Raw genomic sequence first — 21790 nt, forward strand, 5'->3', positions numbered from 1 at the left:
CCCAAGAAGTTCGATTGTTATGCTGTTGCAGTTTGTAACACCTGCGGATTGGCGTGAAAAAACACATGCTCGCGCACCGGCCCGACAGCCACTTCGCCGATCTCTTCGTAGCCCTGTCGTTTATAGAATTCCAGGTAACGCGGGTTGCCGGTATCAAGCACCACGCCTTGCGAGGTTTCGTCCACCGCGCACCAATTGTGTACCGCTGTCAGCAGTTGTTCGCCGAAGTGTTTGCCCTGGAACTGCGGGTGAATCCCCAGCAGCGGCAGCATGTGCACGGAGTCACTGGGCACGCACGCGGCCACGGCATCGTGGTATTCCAGATAACGCCGCGTGCAGCGAAAACCGGTGCTGAGCACCATGCGCAGGCGCCACGCCCAACTTTCGGTGATGCCCAAGCGGCGTTGTGGTGGCGCGATCAGGGCGATGCCGATCAGGCGATCGTTGACCAGCAGGCCGATGGCGGGCAGATCCTGCAGGAAGTGTTGTTTGACCAATTCGCGAACCGTCGCCCGCACGCGTTGTTCATAGCCGGGACGCTCGGCTTCGAACAGATAACCGAAGGTTGGCTCGTGGCGATAGGCCTGATACAGCAAGGATCGGGCTTCGCGCGAGTAGCCGCGGTCGAGCATATGAATGTCGGCGATGGCGGTCTGGGTTTCAGGCATGACAGTGATTCTCCCCGAGGCGCGTCCAAATGGCGGCGCTCTTGTTGGTACGAACCCTTTTGCGTTGGCACAGTTCCCCACAGGTATAGACCAACCATGGATCTTCATCGACCGTTCTGGCCTCATCGCTGGCAAGCCAGCTCACACAGGGTCTGTGTCGTACACAATATTCATATACATCCGAAAAACCTGTGGGAGCTGGCTTGCCAGCGATGGGGCCCTTTCCGGCAACCTACATCCCACAGGCCAAAATGTTTTCTCCCACCCCACACTGGCCCATCTCCCCCATGTCAGCTAGCATCGCCCTTTTGCCAGGACTGCCGACCATGAAGATCGTTTCCTTCAACATCAACGGACTGCGCGCCCGTCCGCATCAGCTGGCAGCGCTGATCGAAAAACACCGGCCGGACGTGATCGGCCTGCAGGAAACCAAGGTCCACGACGACCAGTTCCCGCTGGAAGAAGTCCGCGCCCTCGGCTATCACGTGTATTACCACGGCCAGAAAGGCCATTACGGCGTGGCGATGCTCTCGCGTCAGGAACCGATTGCGATCCACAAAGGTTTCGCCACCGACGAAGAAGATGCCCAGCGCCGCTTTATCTGGGGCACGTTTGCCGACGCCAACGGTGTGCCGGTCACCATCATGAACGGCTATTTCCCACAGGGCGAAAGCCGCGACCACCCGACCAAATTCCCCGCCAAGCAGCGCTTTTATAGCGACCTGCAAGCACTGCTGGAAAGCCAGTTCCACAATGAACAACCCGTGGTGGTGATGGGCGATGTGAACATTTCTCCGGAAGACTGCGACATCGGCATCGGCCCGGACAACATGAAGCGCTGGCTGAAAACCGGCAAATGCAGCTTCCTGCCGGAAGAGCGCGAGTGGATGGCACGCCTGAAGAATTGGGGCCTGATCGACAGCTATCGTCACCTCAACCCGGACGTGACCGACATGTTCAGCTGGTTCGACTACCGCAGCCGTGGCTTTGAAGATGAGCCTAAGCGTGGGCTGCGCATTGACGTGATTCTGGCGTCGCACGGCTTGCTGCCTCGAGTGAAAGCGGCAGGTGTGGACTATGAATTGCGTGGGATGGAGAAACCTTCGGACCATGCACCGATCTGGCTTGAACTGGCCTGACCTTGAAGCCACCACAGAATCACATTCGACAATGGGGTTCTGTGGTCGGCTGACCTGTGGCGAGGGGATTTATCCCCGTTGGGTGGCGAAGCCGGCCCCTGCATACTTCCAGACAAATCAGATTTACAGACTCCACGACTGCTTCGCAGCCGAGCGGGGATAAATCCCCTCGCCACAAAGGCTCCTCTACATTGAATCACTGTCATGTTTTGGTCATGCGCCTGACTTAATCTCCCCGGCAATCCCCTTGGCTTGATTCGGTGCCGGCATGACCCTGCGTGTTCTGTTCGTTTTTCTGCTGAGCGCATGGCTGACTGTGTCTGCCGCTGGTTTGCCAGTGCCGGACGACGGCCCAGCCTTGCGCATTCAAGGCTCCAATACCATCGGCGCCGAACTTGGCCCGGCGCTCGTTGAAGGGTTATTGCAGGAACAAGGCCTGCTGAAAATCCACCGCGAAACCCCGGACACCGCCAACGAACAACGCATCGTCGGCCAGACCGCCCAAGGTAAGCGGGTGATCGTTGAAGTCGCCGCCCACGGTTCCAGCACCGGCTTCACCGCCCTGAAAAACACCAGCGCCGACCTGGCTGCTTCTTCCCGAGAGATCAAAGACAGCGAGTTGCTCAGCCTGCAAGCGCTGGGCGATCTGAAAAATCCCGCCGCCGAACAAGTCATCGCCATCGACGGTCTGGCGATCATTCTGCATCCCGACAATCCGCTGCAACAACTCGACACCGAACAACTGGCACGGATCTTCGCCGGCGAAGTAAAAAACTGGGAAGACCTCGGCGGGCGTGGCGGTGCGATTCATTTATATGCGCGCGATGATCAGTCCGGCACCTACGACACCTTCAAGGAATTAGTCCTCAGTCGCCGTGGGAAGAGTCTGAGTACGTCAGCGAAAAGGTTCGAATCCAGCGAACAATTGTCCGACGCGGTGAGCAGCGATCCGCAAGGCATCGGGTTCATCGGTTTGCCTTACGTGCGTCAGGCCAAAGCCGTGGCGATTGCCGATGGCGCGTCGCAATCGATGTTGCCGCTCAACAGCCTGATCGCCACTGAAGACTATCCGCTGTCGCGGCGGTTGTTCTTCTATCTGCCGCCCGACAGCAACAATCCATGGGCGAAGGCGTTGGTGGTGTTTGCACAAAGTCGTCAGGGCCAGGAAATTGTCGCGCGCAACGGCTTTATCAGTCAGACCGTGCACGCCATGACCGTCGCACCGAATGCGCTGATGCCCGAAGGTTATCAATCCCTCAGCCGTCACGCCCAACGTCTGACAGTGAACTTCCGTTTTGAAGAAGGCAGCGCGAGCCTGGACAACAAGGCACGCCAGGATCTGGCGCGGGTGTTCGACTATATAAAGCGCCACGACAAAAGCGATCGCGCGGTGACACTGGTGGGCTTTGGCGATGCCAAGGACGACCCGGCACGCGCCGACCTTCTGTCGAAGCTGCGGGCGATGGCCGTGCGGCGGGAACTGGTGAAGAACGGCGTGGTGTTGCGCGAGGTCCGCGGTTTTGGCGCGTTGATGCCGGTGGCGACAAACAGCGCGGATGAGGGGCGGATCAAGAATCGACGGGTTGAGGTTTGGGTGTATTGAGCCTGATGTTGATGTGTTTAGCCTTTAGGCCTCTTCGCGAGCAGGCTCGCTCCCACAGGTTCTGTGGCGTTCACAAATCCAATGTGGGAGCGAGCCTGCTCGCGAAGGGGGGCGACGCGGTCTTAGTGACCGCTGCGCAGCATTTCCTTCGGCACGTATTTGCCGATCTCGAATTTGCCGATCGCCGCGCGGTGCACTTCGTCCGGGCCGTCGGCCAGACGCAGAGTGCGTTGCATGGCGTACATATAGGCCAGCGGGAAATCGTTCGACACCCCTGCCCCGCCATGGATCTGGATCGCTCGGTCAATGACCCGCAATGCCACATTCGGTGCAACGACCTTGATCTGCGCAATCTCACTCTTCGCGACCTTGTTACCGACGGTGTCCATCATGTACGCCGCTTTCAGCGTCAGCAGGCGCGCCATGTCGATTTCCATCCGCGAGTCGGCGATCTTGTCGACGTTACCGCCCAAACGGGCCAGCGGTTTACCGAATGCAGTGCGGCTCACCGCACGTTTGCACATCAACTCCAGGGCACGTTCGGCCATGCCGATCGAGCGCATGCAGTGGTGAATCCGGCCTGGGCCAAGGCGACCTTGCGCAATTTCAAAGCCGCGGCCTTCACCGAGCAGAACGTTTTCGTACGGCACGCGCACGTTGTCGAAGAGCACTTCGGCGTGACCATGCGGTGCATCGTCGTAACCGAATACCGGCAGCGGACGGACGATTTTCACCCCGGGGGTATCGACCGGTACGAGGATCATCGAATGCTGGGCGTGGCGCGGCGCATCGGGGTCGCTCAGCCCCATGAAGATCAGAATCTTGCAGCGCGGATCGCAAGCGCCGGACGTCCACCACTTCTTGCCATTGATCACCCACTCGTCGCCATCACGTACGGCGCGGGCAGCCATGTTGGTGGCGTCGGACGAGGCAACATCCGGTTCGGTCATGGCGAACGCCGAACGGATTTCGCCGCGCAGCAACGGTTCCAGCCAGCGCTGTTTTTGCTCTTCGTTGGCGTAACGCACCAGCACTTCCATGTTGCCGGTGTCCGGCGCCGAGCAGTTGAACGGCTCTGGCCCCAGCAGCGAACGGCCCATGATTTCCGCCAGCGGCGCGTATTCGAGGTTGGTCAGGCCGGCGCCGAGTTCCGACTCAGGCAGAAACAGATTCCACAGGCCTTCGGCTTTGGCCTTGGCCTTGAGTTCCTCCATGATCGCGGTGGGCTGCCAGCGATCGCCTTCGGCAACCTGGCGTTCGAACACGGCTTCGGCCGGGTAAACGTAAGTGTCCATGAACGCGGTCACGCGCTCACGCAGTTCTTGCACCTTGGGCGAATAAGCGAAATCCATGAGCAGCTCCCGATGGTTAAGGCAGTTCTTGAGCAGAGGTTGTTTAGGTCATGCAATCGATGCTAGAACAGCGCTCATAATTTACCTAGCCTATTCTCGGCGTGTATTAACATTCATCACCGATATATGATCGACTGATCGCAAACCCTTAAAACACCCGCCCTTAAAAACAAGAGAAGCCGCGTTATGAATCTGAGCAAGGTCGATCTCAACCTTTTCATCGTCTTCGACGCGATCTACACCGAAGCCAACCTGACCCGCGCCGGGCAGATTGTCGGCATCACTCAGCCGGCGGTGTCCAACGCATTGGCGCGGTTGCGCGAAACCTTCAACGATCCGCTGTTCGTGCGCACAGCTCAGGGCATGGTGCCGACGCCGATGGCACAGAACATCATCGGCCCGGTACGTAACGCGCTGTCGCTGTTGCGGGTGTCGGTTCAGGAAAGTCGCATTTTCAACCCGGCGCAAGCGGTGAAGACCTACCGCATCAGCATGACCGACCTCACTGAAGCAGTGATTCTGCCGCCGCTGTTCCAGCGCCTGCGCCGCTTGGCGCCGACGGTAATCATCGAAAGTTTCTTGTCCAAGCGCCGGGAAACCACCAAGGAACTGGCGGCCGGGCGTCTGGATTTCGCCGTGGATGCGCCACTTAACACTGATCCGCAGGTGCGCCACGTCAAGCTGATGGAAGACCGTTACGTCTGTGCGATGCGCAAGGGACATCCGATGGCGGGCAAGGAAAAGCTCTCGCTGGATGATTATCTGTCGCTGACGCATATCCACATTTCCAGCCGCCGCAGTGGCCTGGGTTACGTCGATCTGGCACTGGGCAAAATGGGCATTCAGCGCAAAATCGCCCTGCGCTCGCAGCATTATTTGATGGCGTCGCAGGTGATGCAGCAGACCGACATGGTCATGACCGTGCCGGAACGTTTTGCCCGTCGGCATGAGCTGCAAGCGTTCAATCTGCCGGTGAATGATGTGCCGCCGGTGGAGACTCATCTGTATTGGCATGAAAGCACCGATCAGGACCCGGCGAATCGCTGGATGCGCGAGCAGATGATCGAGCTGTGCCAACAGGTGACCGCGCAGGAGAAGAAGCTCGATAAGGTGTAAGGTTTTTCACCGCGTTATCGTTCTTCGCGAGCAGGCTCGCTCCCACAGTGGATTTGTGAACGCCACAGAACCTGTGGGAGCAAGCCTGCTCGCGAAGAGGCCAGCACTGACAACGAAGATCATCGCCCTTGACGTAAACGTCAACCTGCCATTAGCTTAGCGCCAAGACCTTTTCCGAGCGCGCCCATGAGCAGCCAGACCTACAGCATTTCCGACCTCGCCCGCGAGTTGGACATCACCACCCGGGCGATCCGCTTTTATGAAGAGCAAGGCCTGCTCAGCCCCGAGCGTCGTGGCCAGGAACGCATTTATTCACCACGCGACAAGGTCAGCCTGAAACTGATCCTGCGCGGCAAGCGCATCGGTTTCTCGCTGGCCGAGTGCCGCGAACTGATTGAGCTTTACGATCCGTCCAGCGGTAACACCAAACAGCTCAACAGCATGCTGGCGAAAATCACCGAGCGCCGTGAACAGCTTGAGCAGCAGCTGCTCGACATCGAGCAGATGAAGCTGGAACTCGACACCGCCGAAGAGCGCTGCGTGCAAGCGCTGGAGCAAACCCTCAAGAGCCAGCAGGCCTAAATGTCCGTTTTGTAGGAGCACAGCTTGCTCGCGAAAGCGCCCGTTCATTCACATTGATGTCGACTGACCTGACGCTTTCGCGAGCAAGCTCTGATCCTACAGAGGGCTTTGAACATTCAGATAATGACAACAGGTCAACCGCCATGTCCCTCCCCTCCCAAGTACGCCTGATCGAAGTCGGCCCGCGCGATGGCCTGCAAAACGAAGCCCAACCCATCAGCGTTGCCGACAAGGTGCAACTGGTCGATGCCTTGAGCGCCGCTGGCCTCGGTTATATAGAAGTCGGCAGTTTCGTCTCGCCAAAATGGGTGCCACAGATGGCCGGCTCCGCCGACGTGTTCGCGCAGATCCAGCGCAAACCCGGCGTGACCTACGGCGCGCTGGCGCCGAACCTGCGCGGCTTTGAAGAGGCGATCGCCGCTGGCGTGAAGGAAGTCGCGGTGTTCGCCGCCGCGTCCGAAGCCTTCTCGCAGCGCAACATCAACTGCTCGATCAGCGAAAGCCTGGCGCGCTTCGCCCCGATCATGGATGCCGCGAAACAACACGGCGTTACCGTGCGCGGTTACGTGTCCTGTGTGCTCGGTTGCCCGTATGAAGGCACCGTCGCACCGGAGCAGGTGGCGATGGTCGCCCGCGAGCTGTATGCGATGGGCTGCTATGAAGTGTCTTTGGGCGACACCATCGGCACCGGTACCGCTGGCGCGACCCGGCGCTTGTTCGAAGTGGTGTCGGCGCAGGTGCCACGGGACAAACTCGCCGGGCATTTTCACGACACCTATGGCCAGGCCATGGCCAACATCTACGCCAGCCTGCTCGAAGGCATTTCGGTGTTCGACAGCTCTATCGCCGGCCTTGGCGGCTGCCCGTACGCCAAAGGTGCGAGCGGTAACGTTGCTACCGAAGACGTGGTGTACCTGCTCAATGGCCTCGGCATCGAGACCGGTATCGACCTGGACGCGTTGATTGCCGCGGGTCGGCAAATCAGTGCAGTGCTCGGCCGCCCGAGCGGTTCGCGTGTGGCCAAGGCCCGTAGCGCGCAGTGAGGGGGGGAAGGTGTTACCGCTGTGTCTGGAATGTGGGCTTAAGCGAGTAACACGGAAACAAATTGTCTGGTTTTGTCTGGCCGTAAAAATCTCGTAAAAACACAAGCTATTGATTTATAACGATTTTTTAAAGTTGGCACGCGTAATGCTATCTCTATGGCATAACAAGAATAAAAAGCAGCAAACCAATAAAAATAAGACGTACCGACTCTGACATAACAAAAACAACACGGCAGAGACGCAGCTAACAGATTTTTTTGGAGAAGGTGTGCTTTTCAGGGTGCTCTCAGGAGTGACCCGCAACCGGGCAGAGAACAATAAAACTACCTTCAGGTAGCTCCCGAATCGGTTGGATCGCTTAGCGAGAAAGCAGATCAGCGCTCAAAAAAATACGTTTGCTCTTGACCCCGGATGGGGGTCGCCAAAAACAGCGGTAAAGGGCCACGGTTGCCAAAAACAACAACAGACCGACCCTCAATAATAAAAAAGAGCACGCGACGACAAAATTAAAGGGGAGCCTCGGCTCCCCTTTGTGCTTTCTGCGATTCCTGAATTCCCTCAAATCCCGGTGGGAGCTGGCTTGCCAGCGATTGCGGTAGATCATTCAACATTGATGCTGGCTGATCCGACGCCATCGCTGGCAAGCCAGCTCCCACAGTGTTTGTGTTCACCGCTTGATTGTTTTCAACTCTTCAATGCTGATCTCGCGCATCCTGAATTTCTGAATCTTGCCCGTCACCGTCATCGGAAACTCCTCGACGAACTTGAAGTGCCGCGGCGTCTTGAAGTGCGCGATGCGTTCCTTGCACCAGGTTTGCAGCTCCAGCTCGGACGCATTGTGGCCGGGGTGGAATTTGATCCAGGCGACGATTTCCTCACCGTAACGCGAACACGGAATGCCGATCACCTGCACGTCCGCTACCGCCGGATGGGTGAAGAAAAACTCCTCCAGCTCTCGCGGATAAACGTTTTCGCCGCCACGAATGATCATGTCCTTGTTACGCCCGGCGATGTTCACGTAACCCTCCTCGTTCATGCTCGCCAGATCACCGGTGTGCATCCAGCCTGCCTCGTCGATGGCCTCGGCCGTGGCTTGCGGGTTGCTCCAGTAACCGAGCATCACGCTGTAACCGCGCGTGCAGAGTTCGCCAATGGTGCCGCGCGGCACGAGGTTGCCGGCGTCGTCGATGATCTTGCTTTCCAGTTGCGGCTGAGTGCGGCCGACCGTAGTCACGCGTAATTCCAGCTCGTCGTTCGGACCGGTTTGCAGTGAAACCGGGCTGGTTTCGGTCATGCCATAAGCAATCTGCACTTCGCTCATGTGCATCTCGCTGATCACTCGGCGCATCACTTCGATCGGGCAAGTGGCGCCGGCCATGATCCCGGTGCGCAAGCTCGACAGGTCAAACTCGGCGCGTTGCGGCTGATCGAGCATGGCGATGAACATGGTCGGCACGCCGTACAGCCCGGTGGCTTTCTCTTCGGCAACGGTTTGCAAAGTCAGCAACGGGTCGAAGGCATCGTTGGGATAAATCATCGTGCTGCCGTGGGTAATACAGCCGAGGTTGCCCATGACCATGCCGAAGCAGTGATACAGCGGCACCGGGATCACCAGGCGATCGGTCGGGGCCAGGCCGATGCTTTCACCGACCATGTAACCGTTGTTGAGAATGTTGTAATGACTGAGGGTCGCGCCCTTGGGGAAACCGGTGGTGCCGGAGGTGTACTGAATGTTCACCGGCTGATCGAAATGCAGGCTTTCGCCGCGTTCGCTGAGTTGTTGCGGGGAGATGCTCAAAGCCATATCAGTCAGTTGCGACCACGGCAAAAATCCTGACGGTGGCTGCGCGTCGAGACTGATCACCCCGCGCAACTCCGGCAGGCGTTCGCTGCGCAGTTGACCGATGGATTGTTCGGCCAGCTCCGGCACCAGCCCCTGCAACATGCCGTGATAGTTGGAGGACTTGAACGCCCCGGCGCAGACCAGCCACTGACAGCCGGATTGTTTAAGCACGTATTCCAGTTCAGAACTGCGGTAGGCCGGGTTGATGTTGACCAGGATCACGCCGATTTTTGCCGTGGCGATTTGCGCGATGCACCACTGCGCGCAATTCGGTGCCCAGATGCCGAGCCGGTCGCCAGCCTGCAAACCCAATGCGAGCAAGGCTCTGGCATGCACATCCACTGCGTCGGCCAATTGTCGCCACGAGTAGCGCAACTGCTGATGGCGCACCACCAGCGCTTCGCCTTCGGCGTACTGCGTGACGGTCTGGTCGAACTTCTGCCCGATGGTCATCGCCAGCAAGGCTTTGTCCTGAGAACCGCGGCTATAGCTGCGCTGCGGATTTGCACTGGGTTGATCCATGACGACCCCTATTGTCTTTATTAGTGGGTTTACCGGATTACACTTTTTGTGGGAGCCAACTGTGGCGAGGGGATTTATCCCCGTTGGGTGGCGAAGCCGCCCCTGCATATCTTCAGACAAATCAGATTTACAGATTTCACGACTGCTTCGCAGCCGCACGGGGATGAATCCCCTCGCCACAAAAGTCCGCTCCCACAAAAAAGTGATCCGTTTTCAATCTTGAACTGCCCCTACTCTCGCTCAAGTTGACGTTAACGTAAAGGGTGATTGACAGTCATTCGTCGCAGGCTTACGTTAACGTAAAGGTGAGAACTGCAATGCCACTCTCCCCGCCCTACAAAAAAGCCAAAAGGTGACCCATGAGCTATCCATCCCTGAACTTCGCCCTCGGTGAAACCATCGACATGCTGCGCGATCAGGTTCAGTCCTTTGTCGCCAAGGAGATCGCTCCGCGCGCCGCGCAGATCGACAGTGACAACCTGTTCCCCGCCGACATGTGGCGCAAATTCGGTGACATGGGCCTGCTCGGCATTACCGTGCCGGAAGAGTACGGCGGTGCTGGCCTGGGTTATCTGGCGCACGTGGTGGCGATGGAAGAAATCAGCCGTGGCTCGGCCTCGGTGGCGTTGTCCTACGGCGCGCACTCCAATCTCTGCGTCAACCAGATCAACCGCAACGGCAACCACGAACAGAAAAGCAAATACCTGCCGAAGCTGATCAGCGGCGAACACGTCGGTGCCTTGGCGATGAGCGAGCCGAACGCCGGCTCCGACGTGGTCTCGATGAAACTGCGCGCCGACAAACGCGGCGACCATTTCGTCCTCAACGGCAGCAAAACCTGGATCACCAACGGCCCCGACGCCAACACCTACGTGATCTACGCCAAGACCGATCTGGAAAAAGGCCCGCATGGCATCACCGCGTTCATCGTCGAGCGCGACTGGAAAGGCTTCAGCCGCAGCAACAAGTTCGACAAGCTCGGCATGCGCGGTTCCAACACCTGCGAGCTGTTTTTCGATGACGTCGAAGTGCCGGAAGAGAACATCCTCGGCGTGCTCAACGGCGGCGTGAAAGTGCTGATGAGCGGCCTCGATTACGAGCGCGTGGTGCTTTCGGGTGGCCCTACCGGGATCATGCAGTCGTGCATGGACCTGATCGTGCCGTACATCCACGACCGCAAGCAGTTCGGCCAAAGCATCGGCGAGTTCCAGCTGATCCAGGGCAAAGTTGCCGACATGTACACCCAGCTCAACGCCAGCCGCGCCTATCTCTACGCGGTTGCCCAGGCTTGTGAGCGCGGCGAAACCACACGTAAAGATGCCGCCGGGGTAATCCTCTACAGCGCCGAGCGCGCCACGCAAATGGCTCTCGACGCGATCCAGATTCTCGGCGGCAACGGTTACATCAACGAATTCCCGGCGGGGCGTCTGTTGCGCGACGCCAAGCTGTATGAAATCGGCGCGGGCACCAGCGAGATCCGGCGCATGCTGATCGGTCGCGAACTCTTCAACGAAACGAAGTGAATTTCGTCAGCGACAATCTGCAAGTCCCAAGCTGCAAGAGGACCGCGCTCTTGCTTCAACTTGTAGCTTGTAGCTTGCAACTCGAAGCTGCTACGGAGTAGCCCCATGATTCTGCACACTCAGCTCAATCCTCGTTCAGCGGAGTTCGGCGCCAACAGCGCGGCGATGCTCAAGCAAGTCGACGCCTTGCATACCCTGCTCGCCCAAGTGGCGCAGGGTGGCGGCGCAAAAGCTCAGGAACGCCACACCTCGCGCGGCAAACTGCTGCCGCGTGAGCGCATCAACCGTTTACTCGATCCGGGCTCACCGTTTCTCGAAATCAGCCAACTCGCTGCCCACGCCGTTTATGGCGAAGACGTGCCCGCCGCTGGCGTGATTGCCGGGATCGGCCGGGTCGAAGGCGTCGAGTGCATGATCGTCGCCAACGATGCGACGGTGAAAGGTGGTTCGTACTATCCGCTGACGGTGAAAAAACACCTGCGCGCGCAAACCATCGCTCAGCAAAACCGCCTGCCATGCATTTATCTGGTGGATTCCGGCGGCGCCAACCTGCCGCGTCAGGACGAGGTGTTTCCGGATCGCGAGCATTTCGGGCGGATCTTCTTCAACCAGGCCAACATGAGCGCCATGGGCATTCCACAAATCGCCGTGGTCATGGGTTCATGCACCGCGGGCGGAGCTTACGTGCCAGCGATGGCCGACGAAGCGATCATGGTGCGCAATCAGGCAACGATTTTCCTCGCTGGCCCGCCGCTGGTGAAAGCCGCAACCGGTGAAGTGGTGAGCGCCGAGGATCTGGGCGGCGCCGATGTGCACTGCAAGATTTCCGGGGTCGCCGACCATTACGCCGAGAGCGACGAACATGCGCTCGCCCTCGCCCGCCGCAGCGTTGCCAACCTCAACTGGCGCAAGCTCGGCGAAGTGCAACAGCGCACACCGATTGCGCCGCTGTACGCCAGTGACGAGTTGTACGGCGTGGTTTCCGCCGACGCGAAGCAACCGTTCGATGTGCGCGAAGTGATTGCGCGGCTGGTCGACGGTTCGGCGTTCGATGAATTCAAGGCACTGTTCGGCACGACTCTGGTGTGCGGTTTTGCGCATCTGCACGGCTATCCGATTGCGATCCTCGCCAACAACGGCATCCTCTTCGCCGAAGCCGCGCAGAAAGGCGCGCACTTCATCGAACTGGCTTGCCAGCGCGGCATTCCATTGCTGTTTTTGCAGAACATCACCGGCTTCATGGTCGGCCAGAAATACGAGGCCGGCGGCATCGCCAAGCACGGCGCGAAGCTGGTAACGGCGGTGGCGTGCGCCAAGGTGCCGAAATTCACCGTGATCATCGGCGGCAGCTTCGGCGCCGGAAACTACGGCATGTGCGGGCGTGCTTACGACCCGCGTTTCCTGTGGATGTGGCCGAACGCGCGGATCGGTGTGATGGGCGCCGAACAAGCGGCTGGCGTGCTGGTGCAGGTCAAGCGCGAACAGGCTGAACGCAGCGGCCAAACCTTCAGTGCCGAGCAGGAAGCCGAGATCAAACAACCGATCCTCGACCAGTACGAGGAGCAGGGTCACCCCTACTATTCCAGCGCACGACTGTGGGACGACGGCGTCATCGACCCGGCGCAGACCCGCGATGTGTTGGCCCTGGCCTTGTCTGCGTCGCTGAACGCGCCAATCGAACCGAGCCGCTTCGGCGTGTTCCGGATGTGATGCTTTTTTGTGGGAGCGAGCCTGCTCGCGAAGGCTTCAGCGCGGTTTACCGGTACGACCGCGTAACTGTTCTTCGCGAGCAGGCTCGCTCCCACAGAAACCGTGGAGACGGATGAATATGAGCGACTTCAATACCCTTGAACTGCAGAACGACCCACGCGGTTTCGCGACGCTGTGGCTCAACCGCCCAGAAAAAAACAACGCGTTCAACGCCGAAATGATCCGTGAACTGATCCTCGCTCTGGACAAAGTCGCCAGCGACGCCAGCCTGCGTTTCCTGCTGCTGCGCGGACGTGGCAAGCACTTCAGCGCCGGCGCTGATCTGGCGTGGATGCAGCAATCGGCCGAACTCGATTACCACACCAACCTCGACGACGCCCGCGAACTGGCTGAGCTGATGTACAACCTCGCCAAACTGAAAATCCCCACCGTGGCCGTGGTGCAAGGCGCAGCGTTTGGCGGCGCGCTGGGTTTGATCAGTTGCTGCGACATGGCGATTGGCGCCGATGATGCGCAGTTCTGCCTGTCGGAAGTACGCATCGGTTTGGCGCCCGCAGTGATCAGCCCGTTCGTGGTGCAGGCCATCGGCGAACGCGCCGCACGTCGCTATGCCCTGACCGCCGAACGCTTCGGCGGCCAGCGCGCTCGGGAACTCGGTTTGTTGTCCGATAGCTATCCAAACGCGGAACTTGAGCAACACGTCGAACAATGGATCGACAACCTGCTGCTCAATAGCCCCGCTGCCATGCGCGCCAGCAAAGATTTGCTGCGTGAAGTCGGCAACGGCGCGCTGACTCCGGCGCTGCGTCGCTACACCGAAAACGCCATCGCCCGCATCCGCGTCAGTCCTGAAGGTCAGGAAGGCTTGCGGGCATTTCTGCAAAAACGTCCGCCGAGCTGGCAAGCCGCAACCAAGGAGCCGCATTGATGAGCGCACCTGTTCTCACCACCCTGCTGGTGGCCAACCGTGGCGAAATTGCTTGCCGCGTGATGCGCACCGCCAAGGCTTTAGGCCTGACCACCGTGGCCGTGCACAGCGCCACCGACCGCAACGCGCGACACAGTCGTGAAGCGGATATCCGCGTCGATCTCGGCGGCAGTAAAGCGGCCGACAGTTATCTGCAGATCGACAAACTGATCGCGGCGGCCAAGGCCAGCGGCGCGCAGGCCATTCATCCGGGTTATGGCTTTCTGTCGGAGAACGCCGGGTTTGCCCGCGCGATTGAAGCGGCCGGATTGATTTTCCTCGGCCCGCCCCCCTCGGCCATCGACGCCATGGGCAGCAAGTCCGCCGCCAAAGCGCTGATGGAAACCGCCGGTGTGCCGTTGGTGCCGGGTTACCACGGCGAAGCGCAGGACCTCGAGACCTTCCGCAGTGCCTGCGAACACATCGGCTATCCGGTGCTGCTCAAAGCCACAGCGGGCGGCGGTGGCAAAGGCATGAAAGTCGTTGAGGACGTCAGCCAACTGGCCGAAGCATTGGCCTCCGCCCAGCGTGAAGCGCAGTCGTCGTTCGGCGACTCGCGGATGCTGGTGGAGAAATACCTGCTCAAACCGCGTCACGTGGAAATTCAGGTGTTTGCCGATCAGCATGGCCATTGCCTGTATCTGAATGAGCGTGACTGCTCGATTCAGCGTCGTCATCAGAAAGTCGTTGAAGAGGCGCCAGCGCCGGGTCTTTCGGCAGAATTGCGGCGGGCGATGGGCGAAGCGGCCGTGCGTTCGGCGCAGGCGATTGGGTATGTCGGCGCAGGCACCGTGGAGTTTCTGCTCGATGCCCGTGGCGAATTTTTCTTCATGGAGATGAACACTCGGTTGCAAGTCGAACACCCGGTGACCGAGGCGATTACCGGTCTCGATCTGGTCGCCTGGCAGATTCGCGTGGCCCGTGGTGAGGCGTTGCCGATCACTCAGGAGCAGGTGCCGCTGAACGGCCATGCGATTGAAGTGCGGCTGTATGCTGAAGACCCTGCAAATGATTTTCTGCCGGCTACCGGGCGCCTCGATTTGTACCGCGAATCGGCGCCAGGGCCGGGGCGTCGAGTGGATAGCGGCGTTGAGCAAGGTGATGAGATTTCGCCGTTCTACGACCCAATGCTTGGCAAGCTGATTGCCTGGGGCGAGGATCGCGAGCAAGCGCGCCTGCGGTTGTTGAGCATGCTCGATGAATTTGCGATTGGCGGTTTGAAAACCAACATCAACTTTCTGCGGCGAATCATCGCGCATCCGGCGTTTGCGGCGGCGGAACTGGATACCGGCTTTATTCCGCGTTATCAGGAGCAATTGCTGCCGGCTCAAGGTGAGTTGAGCGATGCGTTCTGGGAAGCTGCGGCGCAGGCATTTGTGCAAAGCCTGCCAGAGGTTGCGCGGGCGGATGATCCGGGTTCGCCGTGGGCGCTCAACAGCGGCTTGCGTGCGGGGTTACCGCAGGAAACCACTGTGCATTTGAGTTGCGAGGGCCAGGATCGCGCACTGACGTTGGGTTCGTCGGGCAATGCCAAACTGTCGGGTGATGCATTGGTGATCGAGCACCAGGGCGTGCGTCGTGCGCTGCGCGCGATTCGTCAGGGCGATTCGCTGTATCTGCAATGGCAAGGCGAGCTGCGCCGCGTTGCAGCGTACGACCCCATCGGTGCCGTCGAGGCCAGTCACAGCCACCAGGGCGGCCTGACTGCGCCGATGAACGGCAGCATCGTTCGCGTATTGGTCGAGGCGGGCCAAACGGTCGAGGCCGGTGCGCAACTGATGGTGCTGGAAGCGATGAAAATGGAGCACAGCATCCGCGCGCCGCACGCTGGCGTAATCAAAGCGCTGTATTGCCAGGAAGGCGAAATGGTCAGTGAAGGCAGCGCTTTGGTTGAACTGGAAGAAGCATGAAAGGAGGATCGATCCTACATAAAACGAGGATCGATCTGACTAGAAACGCGCCGTTGCCAGCACTACCACGCCGATGATTCGACACTCATCGGTAAACAGGGCTTTCGGCCACGTCGGATTGAGCGGTACCAGATAACGCTGGCCGCCCTCTTCGTCGAGCTTGCGAAAAATCGCTTCATCGCTGTCCGACCATTGGGCGATCACCAATTTGCCAGGCACTGCCTGCGCCGCCGTATCGATCAGGATCAGCATGCCTTCGGCAATGCTCGGGCCGCTGGGAGCGGTCATCGAGTCACCCGCCACCGTCAGCCAGAACGCCGCGCCAAGGGCGTGGTAATCCGTCAGTTCGAAACGCTGCTTGTCCTGCGCCTTGCCGTAGGGTTGCGGCTGACTCTCGCGCACCTCGAATGGCGCATTCCAGTCGTTCACCGGATAGCGGAAGTACGGGTTGTACTTCTGCGCCAGAGGCATGTCCTCGTCGGGTGTTTGCTGCGGCTCGCGAATGACCATCGCGACTTCGAGGAAATCCATGCCCAGCGCTTGCAGCACTCGGTTCATTTCCGTTACGCCCGGTTCACGACGTTTGTTCAGCCAATGGCCGATGCCGCCCTGGGACATGCCAACACGCTCTCCGAGCTCTGTTTGAGTGATTTTGAGTTCACTCATTTTGGCCTTGACCAACTCAATCCATTTATCCATGTGCGGCACCTTACGCGGACACCTTCGGCCGGCAAAACACATATTGTAGTATTTAAATCCTGGTCACAACTACGGGCCGTACTATGCTGCTCAAACGGATTTCCAATCGAACAAGGAGTGGCCTTTCACCATGAATATCAGCAGCAAAGACTTGCCCGATCTGCAGATCGACACCACCTTCACCTCGCCACAAGGTAACGCCGCTGCGCAGCGAGCACTGGACTATTACTTGAAACCAACTGTGTCAGAGCCCGAGGTCGACGAACGTTTTTTCAACGTCAGACGCCAACTCAGCGGAGAGGAAGCCCTGGTGCACGCGTCAGACTTGCTGCGATGCGCAGCCGCCACCGCGTTCAAGGCAGCCGAAAACCTGCAGGGCGCGAGCCGCGATCTGGCGTTTTCAGTGGTGCATATGGTGGATATGGCGCGGGCGATGGTCGACCATTCGCTCGATGGCGATGAGGTCTGAGACACGGGCGTTCGAACGGACAGGAAAGAATTTTCCAATCGCGCAGATAAAAACATTTGACTTGCAAATGATAATGATTATTATTGCATGCAGCTGGTCGCGAGATCAGTCGATGGACCAGAGACCTTAGGTCGGTCTTCTGGACTATCTCCTCATCAGGCTAATCACGGTTTTTGACCCGGCTTTTTGCCGGGTCTTTTTTTTGCCCGTTTTTCGGGCTTGTGGCTTCAGGCTAATGAAGTCTTTAGGTGCTGCAAATTCGATGGCGCGGATAATATCAAAAGAATATCGCTTGGCAAGCGGAGCCCGGCCACATTGGCGCAAACTAATGACAATTAGCACTTGAGAATCAATCGCATAGCGCCTAAGCTGCGTCCGCGTCATGGAAGACGCCCCCCGCCACACCCGGCAATTTCCCTCGGTTTCACTCAAGTCTTGCGTGTAAAGTAACGGCCATAAAAATCATATTCAGGAAGCGATTATGACCGTGGCCAAATCTTCGTTCGACATCAGCGCCAACTTTGACAGCGGCAACATCCAGGTTATCGACATCAGCAATCCGCTCAACCCGGTTCTGGCCATTCGTCCGGACACCCGCAGCGCCCATTTCCAATGGTTCCACTTCAAAGCCAGCGGCCTGCACGTCGGCCAGGAACACTGGTTTCGCCTGAACAACGCCAGCCAGTCTTCCTACAACAAAGCCTGGGACGGTTATCAAGCCGTGGCCTCCTACGATCACGTCAACTGGTTCCGCGTGCCGACCATCTTTGAAGGCGACTGCCTGCGCTTCTGCCTTGAAGCCACCCAGACCCACGCCTGGTTCGCCTATTTCGAACCGTACAGCCGTGGCCGCCATGACTGGCTGATCGAGCAGGCGCTGACCAAGGCTGGCACCGAATTGCTGGCCACCGGCAAAAGCGTCGAAGGCCGCGATATCCAGTTACTGCGCAAAGGCAGCGGCGCCGAAGGCCAGCGCAACATCTGGATCATCGCCCAGCAACATCCGGGCGAGCACATGGCCGAATGGTTCATGGAAGGCGTGATCGAGCGTCTGGAGCGTCAGGATGATCCTGTGCTGAACAAATTGCTGGCCAGCGCCGATCTGTATCTGGTGCCGAACATGAACCCGGACGGTGCCTTCCACGGCCACCTGCGCACCAACGCCATGGGCCAGGACTTGAACCGCGCCTGGCAGAGCGCCAGTCAGGACACCAGCCCAGAAGTCCTGTTCGTGCAGCAACAGATGGAAAAGTATGGCGTCGACCTGTTCATCGACGTTCACGGCGACGAAGAAATCCCCCACGTGTTCACCGCCGGTTGCGAGGGCAATCCGGGGTTCACGCCGCGCATCGAGAAGCTCGAAGAGCACTTCCGCAACCACCTGAAACACACCACCAAAGATTTTCAGACCAAGTACGGCTACACCCGCGATGAACCGGGCCAAGCGAACATGACTCTGGCCTGCAACAGCGTCGGCCAGAAGTACGACTGCCTGTCGCTCACCCTGGAAATGCCGTTCAAGGATCACGACGACCACCCTGACAAGGAAACCGGCTGGTCGGGTAAACGCTCGAAACAGTTGGGCAAAGACGTGCTCACCACCCTCGCCGACATGGTCGATACGCTGCGCTGATTCCCCTCCTCGTCTGGGCAAAAGATCGCAGCCTTGCTGCGATCTTTTGCTTTGTGCAGTCCACTGCTTCGCGCAATCAGGTTGCAAAATAAAACCACATTGCGATAAGGTTTTATTTTGAAACCTAAAAAGGACTGAGGCCATGAAATCTCTAAGCAGCGGTGCCGTTTTGCTGTTCTCTGTGGCATGCGGTCTCGCCGTCGGCAACGTTTACTACGCTCAGCCGTTGCTCGATGCGATGGCCGAGGCGTTTGGCCTGTCTGCGGCGTCCGTTGGCATCGTCATCACCTTGACTCAGGTGGGTTACGGCGTCGGATTGGTGCTGTTGGTGCCGCTCGGCGATTTGCTCAACCGTCGCCGTTTGATCGTCACCCAGACTCTGCTGTCGGCGGTAGCCTTGCTGATGATTGCGCTGGCACCCAACAGCCTGTGGCTGTTGCTCGGTATGACGTTGACCGGTTTGCTCGCAGTCGTGACGCAAGTGTTGGTGGCTTACGCCGCGACGCTGGCGATTGCCGCCCAACGCGGTCGAGTGGTCGGCGTGGTCACCAGTGGCATCGTTGTCGGGATTCTGCTGGCGCGCACAGTCGCTGGTGGGATGGCTGATCTGGCCGGGTGGCGGGCCATCTATTTCCTCTCGGCGGGCCTGACGTTGTTGATGGCATTGTTGCTGCTGCGCGTGCTGCCCAGGCATGAAGCCGCGCAACCAGTGACAACCTATGGCGCACTGATCGCCTCGGTATTCAGCTTGTTCAAGGAAGAAGCGGTGCTGCGTCAACGCGCATTGCTCGCGCTGCTGACCTTTGCCAGCGCCATGGTGCTCTGGACGCCGATGGTGCTGCCACTCGCCGCTCCACCGCTCTCGCTTTCCCACAGTGAAATAGGACTTTTCGGACTTGCCGGTGCCGCCGGTGCACTGGCGGCCGCGCGAGCCGGACATCTAGCCGATCGCGGTTTCGGGCAATGGGTCAGTGGCCTTTCGTTATTGCTGATGCTGGCGTCGTGGTTGCCAATCGCCCTCACCCAATCCTCGCTGTGGGCATTGTTGCTCGGCGTGATCGCCCTGGACCTCGGTCTGCAAGCCGTGCACGTCACCAGCCAGAGCATGATCTACAGAGTGCGCCCGGAAGCGCAAAGTCGTCTCACCGCCGGCTACATGCTGTTTTATTCGATCGGCAGCGCGCTGGGCTCAATCGGTTCGACAGCCATGTACGCGTGGGCTGGGTGGATTGGCGTGTGCTGGCTCGGCGCCGGAATCAACGCCGTTGCCCTGGCGTACTGGTGGCTGACCCTGAAAAGTGGCGCACCGGCCCAGTGCGCCACGCCAGCCGGTTAACGGCGATCCTTGCCTCGCAACATGCTATCGAGCACCTCGTCGCGGCGCACCCAGCCATGAAACAGCGCCGCCGCCAGGTGCAGCAGCACGGTCAGAAACAGCAGATACGCCAGATACCCGTGCGCCTTGCGCAACAACGCAAACAACTGCGCATCGGCCGGCACAATCGACGGCAACTGCAACGCGCTGCCGAGCATCACCGGTTCCCCGGAGGCGCTGATCATTGCCCAGCCGAGTAGCGGCAACACCAGCATCAACGCGTACAGCAACACATGCGAAGCCTTGGCCGCCATCACTTGCCAGTCCGGCAGATCTGCTGGAAGCGGTGGCTGGCGGGTGGAAAATCGCACCAGCAAGCGAACAACGACCAGCGCCAGAATCGCGATCCCCAGTGGTTTGTGCAGATGAATCAGCCATTCATGCCGCTCTGAAACCGAGGTGACCATACCCGCACCGATAAACAGCATGGCGATGATCATAACGGCCATCAGCCAGTGCAGCAGCCGCGCCAGCAGGGCGAAATGCGTCGGTTGAGTGCTCATGGGCGAGCCTCCTGTTTGGCGGCGGGCAGTTGGCTGACTTCGCTGGTGCGACGCAGGTAGGAATCGGCATAACCGGCGGAACGCGCCGCAAGCAATGGGTCGTCGCTGCCCTGAATCCCCGCCGGCAGCACCAGCGGGTCATAGTTGATGTCGCGGCACTCACCGCTCAATTGCGGCTGAGTCTTTTCCAGCACCAATGTCCCGGCGTTCAGCACTTTGCGCCCGGCGGGCCAGATTTTGCTCGCATCGTTCAGCGGATCGTCGGCATTCGCCAACGTGATATTCAACTGAAAGCGCAGCGGCGCAGCGGCCAGGCGTTGCACCAGATCGTTTTCGAGAAAATCACTGCCCTGCGGTGCGCTGGCACCTGCAGCGTCCTGCGCCAGCGGAGTCATGCTCCAGCGCACAGCCTGCTTTTTGCCACTGGCGTCCACCAGATAGAAGGCATTGATGCTGTTGTAGGTTTCTGTGGCGTAACTGGCTGACGGCTTGGCCGTCTTCACCCAGGTCAAAAACGGCACGGCTTCCGGGTGTGCGGCAAAGAACGCCGGCACCTTGCTCGGGTCAGGTTTGCCCGTGGCCGGATCCGGCGACTGCGCCTGCTGCAACTGATAGAACGCCTCAGGCGTGCCCACCGGGAACACCGGCATGCTGTTCATCCCGGTGCGCCATTGCTGCCCGTTGGCCTGGGTGAAACGCAACGCCAGACTGCGAATCGGCACGCTGCTGTCCGGGGCATATGGGTTCCCCGCCGGCAGCGCAAAGCGCCCGACCACCGGAGTACGCGATTCGTTGAACACCTGCGCGCTGGAATACGCCCGCGCCTCGCCACTGCTCTCGAAATGCCCGATCACGCACACGCCTTTGGCGTGATTGCGACGAAACCCGGGATGCACGCCGTTGTTCTTCTCCAGCACATCGACCAGCGCTTTTGGCGTCAGCCGCTGTGGGTCAAAGTTGCCATGTACGTAGGCAAACGCCCCTGCTACGGCGGCGACGACCACGGCAATCCCGCTCAGACGCAATATCAGACTTGCCGCACCCAATGGTGGGCGCTGTGGCCCGCCTGGCGGTGAAATGGGCGGTGAGGTGCGATCAACCATGAAAAACTCCAGGGCCATCGGCCATAGGGA

The 21790-nt window shown here is 59.3% G+C and carries 19 protein-coding genes; 12 read left to right on the top strand and 7 right to left on the bottom strand.

The features are described 5' to 3' along the window. Window positions 1–17 precede the first annotated feature (17 nt). Window positions 18–668: a GNAT family N-acetyltransferase gene (locus JFT81_RS05330; RefSeq protein ID WP_007912451.1), complete on the bottom strand. Its 651-nt coding sequence runs from the start codon at window positions 666–668 to the stop codon at window positions 18–20. Between the two features lie 326 nt (window positions 669–994). Between JFT81_RS05330 and xthA the strand changes: the two genes are divergently transcribed. Together xthA and JFT81_RS05340 are read left to right on the top strand one after the other, a co-directional pair. Next, window positions 995–1807 (top strand): exodeoxyribonuclease III, encoded by an 813-nt coding sequence (gene xthA, locus JFT81_RS05335; RefSeq protein WP_201226398.1) that lies wholly within the window; start codon window positions 995–997, stop codon window positions 1805–1807. A 268-nt stretch (window positions 1808–2075) separates the two neighbouring features. Next, complete coding sequence (locus JFT81_RS05340; RefSeq protein ID WP_201226399.1) at window positions 2076–3410, top strand: phosphate ABC transporter substrate-binding/OmpA family protein; 1335 nt, start codon at window positions 2076–2078, stop codon at window positions 3408–3410. 122 nt (window positions 3411–3532) lie between these two features. Here the strand turns inward: JFT81_RS05340 and JFT81_RS05345 are convergent, their stop codons facing one another. Then, window positions 3533–4762, bottom strand: coding sequence for an acyl-CoA dehydrogenase (locus JFT81_RS05345; protein ID WP_201226400.1), 1230 nt, complete (start codon window positions 4760–4762; stop codon window positions 3533–3535). Window positions 4763–4948: 186 nt separating this feature from the next. On the opposite strand from JFT81_RS05345, the gene JFT81_RS05350 reads away from it, so the two are divergent. From JFT81_RS05350 to JFT81_RS05360, 3 genes are all read left to right on the top strand, one after another. Continuing rightward, the gene (locus JFT81_RS05350; RefSeq protein ID WP_016986544.1) at window positions 4949–5878 is read left to right on the top strand and encodes a LysR family transcriptional regulator; all 930 of its coding nucleotides are present in this window, start codon (window positions 4949–4951) and stop codon (window positions 5876–5878) included. Between the two features lie 186 nt (window positions 5879–6064). Next, the gene (locus tag JFT81_RS05355; protein WP_201226401.1) at window positions 6065–6460 is read left to right on the top strand and encodes a MerR family DNA-binding transcriptional regulator; all 396 of its coding nucleotides are present in this window, start codon (window positions 6065–6067) and stop codon (window positions 6458–6460) included. Between the two features lie 143 nt (window positions 6461–6603). Further along, window positions 6604–7503 (top strand): hydroxymethylglutaryl-CoA lyase, encoded by a 900-nt coding sequence (locus JFT81_RS05360; protein ID WP_201226402.1) that lies wholly within the window; start codon window positions 6604–6606, stop codon window positions 7501–7503. A 667-nt stretch (window positions 7504–8170) separates the two neighbouring features. Here JFT81_RS05360 and JFT81_RS05365 read toward each other — a convergent pair. After that, window positions 8171–9868, bottom strand: a complete 1698-nt coding sequence (locus JFT81_RS05365) for an AMP-binding protein (protein ID WP_201226403.1) — start codon at window positions 9866–9868, stop codon at window positions 8171–8173. Between the two features lie 359 nt (window positions 9869–10227). Here JFT81_RS05365 and JFT81_RS05370 point away from each other — a divergent pair, with 359 nt between their 5' ends. The 4 genes from JFT81_RS05370 to JFT81_RS05385 all read left to right on the top strand — a co-directional run bounded on the left by JFT81_RS05370 (window position 10228) and on the right by JFT81_RS05385 (window position 15978). After that, window positions 10228–11391, top strand: a complete 1164-nt coding sequence (locus tag JFT81_RS05370) for an isovaleryl-CoA dehydrogenase (protein ID WP_201226404.1) — start codon at window positions 10228–10230, stop codon at window positions 11389–11391. A 105-nt stretch (window positions 11392–11496) separates the two neighbouring features. Continuing rightward, window positions 11497–13101 (top strand): carboxyl transferase domain-containing protein, encoded by a 1605-nt coding sequence (locus tag JFT81_RS05375; RefSeq protein ID WP_201226405.1) that lies wholly within the window; start codon window positions 11497–11499, stop codon window positions 13099–13101. 118 nt (window positions 13102–13219) lie between these two features. After that, a complete protein-coding gene (locus JFT81_RS05380; protein WP_201226406.1) occupies window positions 13220–14029 on the top strand; it encodes a gamma-carboxygeranoyl-CoA hydratase in 810 nt (269 codons plus the stop codon). After that, entirely contained in the window at window positions 14029–15978 is a 1950-nt protein-coding gene (locus JFT81_RS05385; protein ID WP_201226407.1) for an acetyl/propionyl/methylcrotonyl-CoA carboxylase subunit alpha, read from the top strand. Before JFT81_RS05380 ends, JFT81_RS05385 begins: the two co-directional genes overlap by 1 nt. Window positions 15979–16017: 39 nt before the next feature. Here the strand turns inward: JFT81_RS05385 and JFT81_RS05390 are convergent, their stop codons facing one another. Beyond that, the gene (locus JFT81_RS05390; protein ID WP_201226408.1) at window positions 16018–16677 is read right to left on the bottom strand and encodes a S24 family peptidase; all 660 of its coding nucleotides are present in this window, start codon (window positions 16675–16677) and stop codon (window positions 16018–16020) included. Window positions 16678–16807: 130 nt separating this feature from the next. Between JFT81_RS05390 and JFT81_RS05395 the strand changes: the two genes are divergently transcribed. Further along, complete coding sequence (locus tag JFT81_RS05395) at window positions 16808–17146, top strand: DUF3077 domain-containing protein (RefSeq protein WP_201226409.1); 339 nt, start codon at window positions 16808–16810, stop codon at window positions 17144–17146. Window positions 17147–17290: 144 nt separating this feature from the next. Here JFT81_RS05395 and JFT81_RS05400 read toward each other — a convergent pair whose 3' ends face one another. Then, window positions 17291–17530: a hypothetical protein gene (locus JFT81_RS05400; RefSeq protein ID WP_201226410.1), complete on the bottom strand. Its 240-nt coding sequence runs from the start codon at window positions 17528–17530 to the stop codon at window positions 17291–17293. A gap of 97 nt (window positions 17531–17627) precedes the next feature. Here JFT81_RS05400 and JFT81_RS05405 point away from each other — a divergent pair, with 97 nt between their 5' ends. Beyond that, entirely contained in the window at window positions 17628–18779 is a 1152-nt protein-coding gene (locus JFT81_RS05405; RefSeq protein WP_201226411.1) for a M14-type cytosolic carboxypeptidase, read from the top strand. A 142-nt stretch (window positions 18780–18921) separates the two neighbouring features. Continuing rightward, window positions 18922–20115 carry an MFS transporter gene (locus tag JFT81_RS05410; RefSeq protein ID WP_201226412.1) on the top strand — a complete coding sequence of 398 codons (1194 nt, stop codon included), beginning with the start codon at window positions 18922–18924 and terminating at the stop codon, window positions 20113–20115. Here the strand turns inward: JFT81_RS05410 and JFT81_RS05415 are convergent. Both JFT81_RS05415 and JFT81_RS05420 read right to left on the bottom strand, forming a co-directional pair. Then, the gene (locus JFT81_RS05415; RefSeq protein WP_201226413.1) at window positions 20112–20657 is read right to left on the bottom strand and encodes a cytochrome b; all 546 of its coding nucleotides are present in this window, start codon (window positions 20655–20657) and stop codon (window positions 20112–20114) included. The two genes, JFT81_RS05410 and JFT81_RS05415, sit on opposite strands and share 4 nt — an antisense overlap. Further along, window positions 20654–21760, bottom strand: a complete 1107-nt coding sequence (locus JFT81_RS05420) for a catalase family peroxidase (protein ID WP_201226414.1) — start codon at window positions 21758–21760, stop codon at window positions 20654–20656. The genes JFT81_RS05415 and JFT81_RS05420 overlap by 4 nt, the downstream gene beginning before the upstream one ends. Window positions 21761–21790: the final 30 nt, after the last annotated feature.

It is taken from the genome of Pseudomonas sp. TH43 (assembly GCF_016650635.1).
Taxonomy (GTDB): domain Bacteria; phylum Pseudomonadota; class Gammaproteobacteria; order Pseudomonadales; family Pseudomonadaceae; genus Aquipseudomonas.

Excerpts from the sequence above, each read along its gene's own strand:
- JFT81_RS05370 (WP_201226404.1), top strand. The coding sequence starts at position 10,228 with ATGAGCTATCCATCCCTGAACTTCGCCCTCGGTGAAACCATCGACATG.
- JFT81_RS05365 (WP_201226403.1), bottom strand. The coding sequence starts at position 9,868 with ATGGATCAACCCAGTGCAAATCCGCAGCGCAGCTATAGCCGCGGTTCT.
- JFT81_RS05415 (WP_201226413.1), bottom strand. The coding sequence starts at position 20,657 with ATGAGCACTCAACCGACGCATTTCGCCCTGCTGGCGCGGCTGCTGCAC.
- JFT81_RS05360 (WP_201226402.1), top strand. The coding sequence starts at position 6,604 with ATGTCCCTCCCCTCCCAAGTACGCCTGATCGAAGTCGGCCCGCGCGAT.
- JFT81_RS05355 (WP_201226401.1), top strand. The coding sequence starts at position 6,065 with ATGAGCAGCCAGACCTACAGCATTTCCGACCTCGCCCGCGAGTTGGAC.
- JFT81_RS05420 (WP_201226414.1), bottom strand. The coding sequence starts at position 21,760 with ATGGTTGATCGCACCTCACCGCCCATTTCACCGCCAGGCGGGCCACAG.
- JFT81_RS05350 (WP_016986544.1), top strand. The coding sequence starts at position 4,949 with ATGAATCTGAGCAAGGTCGATCTCAACCTTTTCATCGTCTTCGACGCG.
- JFT81_RS05395 (WP_201226409.1), top strand. The coding sequence starts at position 16,808 with ATGAATATCAGCAGCAAAGACTTGCCCGATCTGCAGATCGACACCACC.
- xthA (WP_201226398.1), top strand. The coding sequence starts at position 995 with ATGAAGATCGTTTCCTTCAACATCAACGGACTGCGCGCCCGTCCGCAT.
- JFT81_RS05345 (WP_201226400.1), bottom strand. The coding sequence starts at position 4,762 with ATGGATTTCGCTTATTCGCCCAAGGTGCAAGAACTGCGTGAGCGCGTG.
- JFT81_RS05410 (WP_201226412.1), top strand. The coding sequence starts at position 18,922 with ATGAAATCTCTAAGCAGCGGTGCCGTTTTGCTGTTCTCTGTGGCATGC.
- JFT81_RS05340 (WP_201226399.1), top strand. The coding sequence starts at position 2,076 with ATGACCCTGCGTGTTCTGTTCGTTTTTCTGCTGAGCGCATGGCTGACT.
- JFT81_RS05390 (WP_201226408.1), bottom strand. The coding sequence starts at position 16,677 with ATGGATAAATGGATTGAGTTGGTCAAGGCCAAAATGAGTGAACTCAAA.
- JFT81_RS05400 (WP_201226410.1), bottom strand. The coding sequence starts at position 17,530 with ATGACGCGGACGCAGCTTAGGCGCTATGCGATTGATTCTCAAGTGCTA.
- JFT81_RS05375 (WP_201226405.1), top strand. The coding sequence starts at position 11,497 with ATGATTCTGCACACTCAGCTCAATCCTCGTTCAGCGGAGTTCGGCGCC.
- JFT81_RS05330 (WP_007912451.1), bottom strand. The coding sequence starts at position 668 with ATGCCTGAAACCCAGACCGCCATCGCCGACATTCATATGCTCGACCGC.
- JFT81_RS05405 (WP_201226411.1), top strand. The coding sequence starts at position 17,628 with ATGACCGTGGCCAAATCTTCGTTCGACATCAGCGCCAACTTTGACAGC.
- JFT81_RS05380 (WP_201226406.1), top strand. The coding sequence starts at position 13,220 with ATGAGCGACTTCAATACCCTTGAACTGCAGAACGACCCACGCGGTTTC.
- JFT81_RS05385 (WP_201226407.1), top strand. The coding sequence starts at position 14,029 with ATGAGCGCACCTGTTCTCACCACCCTGCTGGTGGCCAACCGTGGCGAA.